7 protein-coding genes are annotated in these 8,807 nt (G+C 58.6%); 3 read left to right on the plus strand and 4 right to left on the minus strand.

Annotation, left to right across the window (positions count from 1 at the left end):
- Positions 1-51: 51 nt before the first annotated feature.
- From GYN01_RS01610 to GYN01_RS01625, 4 genes are all read right to left on the minus strand, one after another.
- On the minus strand, positions 52-1,458 hold the full coding sequence (locus tag GYN01_RS01610) for an aspartate aminotransferase family protein (protein ID WP_203306498.1): 1,407 nt from the start codon (positions 1,456-1,458) through the stop codon (positions 52-54).
- A gap of 226 nt (positions 1,459-1,684) precedes the next feature.
- The gene (gene cycA / locus GYN01_RS01615) at positions 1,685-3,109 is read right to left on the minus strand and encodes a D-serine/D-alanine/glycine transporter (protein WP_048365662.1); all 1,425 of its coding nucleotides are present in this window, start codon (positions 3,107-3,109) and stop codon (positions 1,685-1,687) included.
- A 169-nt stretch (positions 3,110-3,278) separates the two neighbouring features.
- Complete coding sequence (locus GYN01_RS01620; protein ID WP_193387790.1) at positions 3,279-4,598, minus strand: ATP-binding protein; 1,320 nt, start codon at positions 4,596-4,598, stop codon at positions 3,279-3,281.
- Positions 4,595-5,275 (minus strand): response regulator, encoded by a 681-nt coding sequence (locus GYN01_RS01625; protein ID WP_048365661.1) that lies wholly within the window; start codon positions 5,273-5,275, stop codon positions 4,595-4,597. Before GYN01_RS01625 ends, GYN01_RS01620 begins: the two co-directional genes overlap by 4 nt.
- Before the next feature lie 127 nt (positions 5,276-5,402).
- On the opposite strand from GYN01_RS01625, the gene dsbD reads away from it, so the two are divergent.
- The 3 genes from dsbD to dsbG are packed head-to-tail and all read left to right on the plus strand — an operon-like array spanning position 5,403 to position 8,767.
- Complete coding sequence (gene dsbD / locus GYN01_RS01630; protein ID WP_048365660.1) at positions 5,403-7,145, plus strand: protein-disulfide reductase DsbD; 1,743 nt, start codon at positions 5,403-5,405, stop codon at positions 7,143-7,145.
- Positions 7,146-8,015: a TlpA family protein disulfide reductase gene (locus GYN01_RS01635; protein WP_048365659.1), complete on the plus strand. Its 870-nt coding sequence runs from the start codon at positions 7,146-7,148 to the stop codon at positions 8,013-8,015. It abuts the gene before it with no gap.
- Positions 7,994-8,767: a thiol:disulfide interchange protein DsbG gene (dsbG, locus tag GYN01_RS01640; protein ID WP_048365658.1), complete on the plus strand. Its 774-nt coding sequence runs from the start codon at positions 7,994-7,996 to the stop codon at positions 8,765-8,767. Before GYN01_RS01635 ends, dsbG begins: the two co-directional genes overlap by 22 nt.
- Positions 8,768-8,807: the final 40 nt, after the last annotated feature.

The following is an 8,807-nucleotide window of genomic DNA, read 5'->3' on the forward strand; positions in this document are numbered from 1 at the left end:
CGATCACGCGCAGCGGGGGTAATAAAACAAACGATCAAGGAGGGCCTGGAATTAGAGCCGGGCGATGGCGGCTGCCAGCGCATTGCCAAAAATGGCGGCAACCTGATCAATTTCAGCGCGGGTGATGATCAGTGGCGGCAAAAACCTCACCACACTGCCATGCCGACCGCCCAACTCAAGAATCAGCCCACGTTTGAGGCATTCGCGCTGTACCAAGGGCGCCAACCGGCCAAATGCAGGGGGATGGCCCTGCGCGTCGGCCTTACCTGTCGGGTCAACCAGCTCCACCCCCAGCATCAGCCCACGACCACGGATATCGCCCAACTGCGCAAAATCACGTTGCAGGATGTGCAGGTGTTCGCTCAATCGCTCACCCATCGCGGCCGCATGAGCGGCTACATCGTGTTCCTTGAGGTAACGCATCACGGCCGAGCCGGCCGCCATCGCCATTTGGTTGCCACGGAACGTACCCGCATGTGCGCCCGGCAACCAGGTATCGAGCCACTCGCGATACACCACCACCGCCAGTGGCAGGCTGCCACCAATCGCCTTGGACAGCACCACCACATCAGGAATGATCCCGGCATGCTCAAACGCAAACATTTTACCGGTACGGGCAAATCCGCTTTGGATTTCATCGACGATCAGCGCCACGCCGGCCTGCTCCGTGATACGACGTACACCCCGCAGCCAGTCCAGATCAGCCGGAATCACTCCGCCTTCACCCTGCACCACTTCTACGATCACGGCGGCAGGCAATTGCACACCGGCTTCCGGGTCACTGAACAGGTTTTCCAGATAGTGCAGGTTTGCTTTCACACCTTGCTCACCGCCCAAACCGAAGGGGCAGCGGTAATCGTAGGGATAGGGCATAAACTGCACACCGTTGCCGAGCAGTGCGGCCATCGGCTTTTTCGGCCCCAGGCTGCCCATCAGGCTCAACGCACCTTGGCTCATGCCGTGATAGCCGCCTTGAAACGACACTACCGTGTTACGCCCGGTGGCCGTACGCACCAACTTCAACGCCGCTTCGACTGCGTCGGTGCCGGTCGGTCCACAAAACTGGATTTTCGCTTCTGCGGCCAGCGCTTCTGGCAGCAAGCCGAACAAGTCCTGAACGAACTGGTCTTTGACCGGCGTCGTGAGGTCCAGCGTGTGCAGCGGCAGACCGTCATCCAGCACTTGGCGAATCGCGTCGATCACCACCGGATGGTTATGCCCCAGCGCCAGCGTGCCGGCACCCGCCAGACAATCGATAAAACGTCGGCCTTCAACGTCCTCGACGTACAGGCCCTTTGCGCGTTTCAACACCAGCGGGATACGCCGCGGATAGCTGCGCGCATTGGACTCTTGACGGCTCTGACGGGCCAACAAAGGGGATTCTTCAAATTCATACAGCGCTTCAGTTGGACTGACTCCAACCGGCTGATCGTCGATAAAACGGCTAGCGACTGACATTTCCGGGACCCTCAATACGCTGATGAGATTGACCAAAACCGCAGACCTGGCCAGTGACCTCCCTGTACGGAAGAACACCGCAGGCTTTCCTGCTTTGGAGACGCATCAGCGCGGTCACGATTTAGAGCTAAAGCAGATAATTCTCAGACGACGGGGCACCAAACGACCAAGGGGGCGGCGCCTTGCAGCGCCCCCCCCTTAAACAAACCGCAAAGCGCTCCGGCCCCTAGAGATCCGCTTTACAGGCCCGCAGTGCTATGCGCTGCTTGTTGCGCACAATTGATCGATAAGCCAATGCCAGCAACACAAACCAGCCTGGCACGACGTACAGCGCCTGGCGGGTGTCGTCTTCGAGCGCCAGCAACACCAGAATGAACGCAAAGAATGTCAGGCACACCCAGACCATGACTTTGCCCCCCGGCATCTTGTAGCGCGATGCCAGATGCAAATGGGCACGGTTTTTACGATAGGCCAGATACGACAACAGGATCATCGACCAGACAAACATGAACAAAGTCGCTGACACCGTGGTGATCAGGGTGAAGGCCTCCATCAGATTAGGGATCAGATAAATCACCAGTGCCCCCGCCAACAGGCAGATGCAGGAAAAAATCAAACCGTTTGAAGGCACCGCTCGACGCGACAGGTGTTTGAATTTACCGGGTGCGTCGCCTTCCAGCGCCAAGCCGTAAAGCATGCGACTGGTCGAGAACACGCCGCTGTTGGCCGAAGACGCCGCCGACGTCAGCACCACAAAATTAATGATTCCCGCTGCCGCCGGAAGGCCCGCCAGCATAAAGAGCTCAACAAAAGGGCTTTTATCGGCGACCACATCCCGCCACGGGGTCACGGCCAAAATGGCAATCAGCGCGAACACATAAAACATGATGATGCGCAGAGGGATGGAGTTAATCGCTCGGGGCAGATTGCGCTCCGGGTTCTTGGTTTCTGCGGCTGTGGTACCGGCCAGTTCAATGCCGACAAAGGCAAATACGGCGATCTGGAAGCCTGCAAAAAAGCCCATCACTCCATGTGGAAACATGCCGCCGTCATTCCATAGGTTCCCCAGGCTTGCCGTGTGGCCGACGGGGGACTGGTATGCCGTAACGACCATATACAGACCGGTGCAGACCAACGCGCAAATGGCAACGATCTTGATCATGGCAAACCAGAATTCCAGCTCGCCGAACATTTTCACGGTAATCAGGTTCAGCGACAGCAGTAACGCGACACACCCCAGCGCCGGCAACCACAGAGGTACGTTCGGAAACCAGAATTGTGTGTACCCGGAGATGGCAATCACATCAGCGATGCCGGTGACTATCCAGCAAAACCAGTAGGTCCAGCCCATGAAATAGCCAGCCATCGGTCCGAGCAAGTCGGCCGAAAAATCAATAAATGACTTGTAGTTGAGGTTGGATAAGAGCAATTCGCCCATCGCACGCATGACGAAAAACAGCATGAAACCAATGATCATGTAGACAAAAATGATCGAGGGCCCTGCCAGGCTAATGGTCTTGCCAGAGCCCATAAACAGACCGGTACCAATGGCTCCGCCAATGGCAATCAGTTGAATGTGGCGGTTGGACAAACTGCGCTGCAATGCTGGGGGTTCCCCAGCTGGACGGTGATCAAACGCTGAATCCTTCAATGTTCTATTACCTTACAAGTGGATTATTTTTATAGGCGGGACCCACGTGGCCCCCTTATAAATCGAGAGCCACTGTAAAGAGGTAACGGGTGCGAAACACTGAGCTATATCAGTGCTTGCTCGACTGCCTGTTTGCCGGTTCGATACAAACAGGCACCCAAAACCTGCCCTATTGCAACGGCATCCTGAGTTCAACCCGCAGCCCGTCGGGCTGACTGTCAAACTGCAACTCACCCCCACAACGCTCAACAATTGCCTGCACAATCGCCAGTCCCAACCCACAACCATTGCTGTTGTCATTGCGCCAGAAGCGCTGGGTCATGTGTTGCAAGGTTTGAGGCGAGATACCTGGCCCATGATCGCGCACCACAAAATAGATGAACTGACCTTCGGCACGCAATTTCAATTCGACCCGGGTCTCTTCCGGCGTATGGCGCAAGGCGTTGTCCAGCAGATTTCGCAATGCGGCAATGGCCAGAACCGATGGCACCTTCAGTGCTGTGGCGGGCAAATCTGCGGGCACTTGCACAATGATTCGATCCGCCGCACCACTCGCCGCATCGTGGATCGCCAGACGCGCCACTTGCTCGGCCGAACACTGCACACCGTCATCGAAGGACAAGCTGCCCTCCACCCGCGCCAATAGCAACAACTGCTCAAGGGTACGGTGCAAACGGTCAGCACCCGCCTCGGCATGCGCCAGCGACTGCTCACGGGCCTCGCCATCCGTCATGCGCGCCACCTGTAAGTGGGTCTTGATTGCCGTCAGCGGGCTGCGCAATTCGTGGGCAGCGTCACCCGTCAGGCGCCGTTCACGCTCAATCGCTTTGGCAATACGCGCCAGTAACTGGTTCTGTGAGTCGAGCAAAGGTTGCAGTTCGCTGGGCAATGGACTGATTTGCAACGGTTGCAACGAATCAGCATCCCGGCGCATCAACGCATCGCGCATCCGTTTGAGTGGCGCCAGCCCCTGGCCAATCCCTAGCCATAACAACAGCAAACACACCATCAGCGCCATGCCCACCGGCACAGAGGCCGCCAATAACACGGAGAGATTCAGCGCCTCGCGCTCCACTTGCCGGTCTGCGGTGGTGATGCGCAAGTCACCGCGTACCAGGGTAAACGTGCGCCAGGCAGCGCCATCGATGATCTGATCGCGAAACCCGGTGGACTCGGACTGCATGGGTTGATCGGGATTGTTATGGCTGCGGGCCAGAACTTCTCCACGTAGCGAACTGACCTGGCAGGCCATGCCGCCGGGTATGGTCAACTGCTCGGCACTGAAATGCGTGCCCTCACCCTTTACCGGCAGTTGCGGCAATTGCTCCAGCAAGCCCGCCACCATCCGTGCAGACGCCACCAGACGCTGATCGAGGGAAAACATCATTTGTTGACGCAGATCGCTGAGCATCCAGGCCGCCGCCAACACCCATATCAGGATGAAGGCTGAACCAATGGTCAGGCTCAAGCGCAGGCGCAGGCTCATCATGCGTCAGGCTCGGCGCCATCCGCTGGCCCCAGGCGATACCCCAGGCCGCGCACGGTTTCGACGATGCCATTGCCCAGTTTGCGCCGCAGATGATGAATATGAACGTTCAAGGCGTTGCTCTCCAGTTCATCGCTGAATCCGTAAATGCTGTCTTTGAGTTGCTCAGTCGACAACACCCGCCCGCGGTTATGCAGCAAAGCTTGCAGCAGGGCCTGCTCGCGACGGGATAGATCCACCGGTTTGCCGCCCAGCAACGTTTCGCGGCTGCTCGGGTCGTAACTCAAGCGACCGTGCTCGATCAGGTTGACACTGCGCCCCGCCACGCGGCGCAGCAAGGTGTGCAAACGGGCCGCCAGCTCGCGCAGGTCGAACGGTTTGAGCAAGTAATCGTCCGCGCCGGCTTGCAGGCCATCGACCCGATCCGTCACCGAGTCACGCGCAGTGAGCACCAGCACGGGCAACTCCAACCCCTGCTGGCGCAACTGTTGCAATAACTTAAGACCGTCTTCGTCGGGCAACCCGAGGTCAAGCACCATCACGTCAAACTCAGCCGCCTTGAGCATGGCCCGGGCGGCACCCGCAGTGGCGACATGCTCCACCGTCATACCCTGAGCCTTAAGCCCCGCCACAATGCCGCTGGCAATCAGCTCGTCGTCTTCGCAAACCAATACGTGCATGCAGATACCCGCGTAAATAGGCCGATTAAAGGGCGGTGGGATTAAGGCCCGATTATGCCGTTTTTAACACTCGGTTAATCAAGTGCCTCCAAGGTGGCGGCTAATTGAAAATACCAAGGTCTGGCGCATGTCTCGTTTGATTGTGTTTTTTTTCCTGCTGCTGACGGGTTTTAGTCAGGCCTACGCCAGCGACAACCCCTTTGAGCAAAAGGCCGACTTCCTACCGGCTGAACAGGCGTTCGTCTTCAGCGCCGAGCCGCTGCCTTCAGGTGAAACGCGTCTGCAATGGAAAATCACCGATAAGTATTACCTGTACAAGAAGCGTCTGAAGTTCGAGGGCCTGGATGCCGCGCACACGCCACCACTCCCTGAGGGGTTGGCGCACAGTGACGAGTTTTTCGGCGCGACTGAGGTTTATCGAGACCGCCTTGAGCTGCTCATTCCCGCCAATGCCAGCGGCCAGATCAAGGTCAGTTGGCAAGGGTGCGCCGACGCCGGATTGTGTTACTCACCGCAAAGCCAACAGGTTGATCTGGGGGGCGCTCAATCCGCGACTGCGCCCGAACAGGCGCAAGACCAGTCGTTAGCCGCCACTTTGCAGCAGGGTTCACTGGTCTGGAGCTTGCTACTGTTCTTCGGGCTGGGCCTGTTGCTTGCTTTCACCCCTTGTTCGCTACCGATGCTGCCTATTTTGGCAGGCCTGGTGGTGGGTAGCGGCGCCAGCCCCGGTCGCGGCTTTGCGGTGGCGGGCAGTTATGTCGTCAGCATGGCGCTGGTGTACGCAGGTTTGGGAGTACTGGCGGCCTTGCTCGGCGCCAATTTGCAGGCGCTGCTGCAACAGCCGTGGCTGCTCGGCAGTTTTGCCGCGTTATTTGTGGTTCTGGCACTGCCGATGTTTGGTTTCTTCGAACTGCAATTGCCCACCGCGCTGCGTGATCGCCTCGAAACAGCCGGGCGCGGGCGCAAAGGCGGCAGCCTGATTGGCGCGGGCATTCTCGGCGCTTTGTCGGGCTTGCTGGTCGGCCCGTGCATGACCGCACCGCTGGCGGGCGCCTTGCTCTATATCGCGCAAAGCGGCAATGCCGTGGAGGGCGGTTTGGTGCTGTTTACAATGGGTATCGGGATCGGCATGCCGTTGTTGCTTCTGGTCACTGTGGGCAGCCGTTTCCTGCCTAAACCCGGTGCCTGGATGAACCTGATGAAAGGCCTGTTTGGCTTCCTGTTCTTGGGCACCGCCCTGCTGTTGGTGCGCCCGGTGCTGGATGAATCGTTGTGGGTCGGCTTATGGGGCGTCCTGCTGCTGATTTTTGCCAGCAGCCTGTGGCAACAAGGCCAGCCGTTCTTGCGGGCCAAAACCCTGTTCAGCCCATTGAGCCTGGTGGCAGGCATATGGGGCGCACTGATGTTGCTTGGTGCCGCCGGGGGCAGCACCGATACCTGGCAACCGCTTGCGGTGTACACCGCCAAAACCGTGGCGGGCAGCAGTGCCAACACGGGCCACGACGCGTTCATCACGGTCAAGGACATCCCCACCCTTGAGCGAGAACTGGCCAGCGCCAAAGCGCAGGGCCAGTGGGTGATGCTCGACTACTACGCTGACTGGTGCGTGTCCTGCAAGGTGATGGAGAAAAAAGTCTTCGGCCAAGCGCAGGTGATGAACGCCCTGCAAGGCGTGCGCTTGTTGCGTCTGGACGTGACCGCCGATACTGTCGCCAGCCGCGACCTGCTCAGCCGCTATCAAGTACCCGGCCCGCCCAGCTTTATCTGGATAGGCCCCAACGGAGTTGAGCGTCGCGCGCAACGCATTACCGGCGAAGTCAACGCCGAGACTTTTTTGAATAACTGGAACGCCACCCGGGAACTCCTCTAAATGCTGACCCTGACCATCGGTTCGTTTGCACTGGCAATCAACCATTTGCTGCTGATACTGGCCCTCGCCCTGGCGACGCTGGTGGGCTGGCGCGTGGCTAAACGCGGTGGCGAAAACCCTGAGTCAGTGTTGTTCAGCTTGTTCCTGCTGGGTTTGCTGGCAGCACGTATAGGGTTCGTCATTGGCTACTGGCGCTACTTCGAAAACGATCCCCTACAAATGCTCGACCTGCGCGACGGCGGCTTTTTGATGTGGCCGGGATTGCTGGCCGTCGTGGTCGGGGCCGTGGTCTGGAGCTGGCGTCGCACCGGCCTCAGACGCCCGCTCGGCTGGGGGTTGGGCAGTGGCCTGGCGTTCTGGCTGCTCGCCAGTCTGGCCTCGAATCTCTACGACAAAGGCACCCAATTACCCGACATGGCGCTGCGTAATGCCAACGGCGAGTCGGTGCAACTGAGCAGCTATAAAGGCGGCCCGTTAGTGATCAACCTCTGGGCTACCTGGTGCCCGCCTTGCAGACGCGAAATGCCCGTGTTGCAAAACGCGCAGCACCAACACGAAGACGTGACCTTCTTGTTCGTCAATCAGGGCGAGAGCATGCAAAGCGTCAGCACCTTCCTTGAAACCCAAGGTCTGAACCTGAGTAACGTGCTGTTCGACAGTGGCGGCCAACTGGGGCAGAAAGTAGGCTCGATGGCCTTGCCGACCACCCTGTTCTACAACGCTGAAGGACGCTTGCTGGCCAGCCACTTGGGCGAGTTGTCGCAAGCCAGCCTGGCCCGGGCGCTCGAAAATTTTGACCCGAACACCTCAAAGTCAGCCCTCCAGGGCAACCCTGCAAGGACTACCCAATGCCTAACCGCACACTGCTAAACCTGAGCATGACCACACTGCTCGGCGCTGCCCTGCTGCAATCGCCATGGCTACACGCCGAAGAATTGCCCCCGGCGATCAAAAAAATCGAGGCCAAGGGCGCCAAAATCGTTGGCAGCTTTGACGCGCCCAGCGGTTTGCGCGGCTATGCAGCGCAATACCAGAATCGCGGCATGGCGCTGTACCTGACCAAAGACGGCAACGTGCTGGTGGGTAATTTGTATGATGCCCAAGGCAAAGACCTGAGCCTGGCACCGCTGCAAAAGTGGGTGTACGAACCGATGGCCAAGGAAGTCTGGGCCAACATGGAAAAGAGCAATTGGATCGCAGACGGCAAAAAAGATGCGCCGCGCATTGTTTACCTGTTCAGCGACCCGAACTGCCCGTACTGCAACATGTTCTGGGAGCAAGCCCGTCCGTGGGTAGACTCTGGCAAGGTGCAATTGCGCCACATCATGGTCGGCATCATCCGTGAAGACAGCCCCGGTAAATCGGCCGCGCTGATGGCAGCCAAAGACCCGATGCAAGCCCTGCATGACCACGAAAAAGCCGGCAAAGCCAGCACCCTTAAAGCACTGGGCAGCATCCCGGTCGACGTACAGGCCAAGCTCGATGCCAACATGCAACTGATGACCGAGCTGGACGTAGCGGCCACCCCGGCGATTTTCTATCTCGACGAGCAAGGCAACCTGCAACAGCAGCAAGGCGCGCCGTCGCCAGACAAACTGCTGAAGATTCTCGGTCCCAAATAACGCCACAAAAGGCCCGCGCTTGATGCAAGCACGGGCCTTT

The organism is Pseudomonas weihenstephanensis, from assembly GCF_016812185.1.
Lineage (GTDB): Bacteria > Pseudomonadota > Gammaproteobacteria > Pseudomonadales > Pseudomonadaceae > Aquipseudomonas > Aquipseudomonas weihenstephanensis.

What these genes read in the sequence shown, in the direction of transcription:
- GYN01_RS01620 (WP_193387790.1), bottom strand. Translation starts at nt 4,598, where the DNA reads ATGATGAGCCTGCGCCTGCGCTTGAGCCTGACCATTGGTTCAGCCTTC.
- GYN01_RS01625 (WP_048365661.1), bottom strand. Translation starts at nt 5,275, where the DNA reads ATGCACGTATTGGTTTGCGAAGACGACGAGCTGATTGCCAGCGGCATT.
- dsbG (WP_048365658.1), top strand. Translation starts at nt 7,994, where the DNA reads ATGCCTAACCGCACACTGCTAAACCTGAGCATGACCACACTGCTCGGC.
- GYN01_RS01635 (WP_048365659.1), top strand. Translation starts at nt 7,146, where the DNA reads ATGCTGACCCTGACCATCGGTTCGTTTGCACTGGCAATCAACCATTTG.
- GYN01_RS01610 (WP_203306498.1), bottom strand. Translation starts at nt 1,458, where the DNA reads ATGTCAGTCGCTAGCCGTTTTATCGACGATCAGCCGGTTGGAGTCAGT.
- dsbD (WP_048365660.1), top strand. Translation starts at nt 5,403, where the DNA reads ATGTCTCGTTTGATTGTGTTTTTTTTCCTGCTGCTGACGGGTTTTAGT.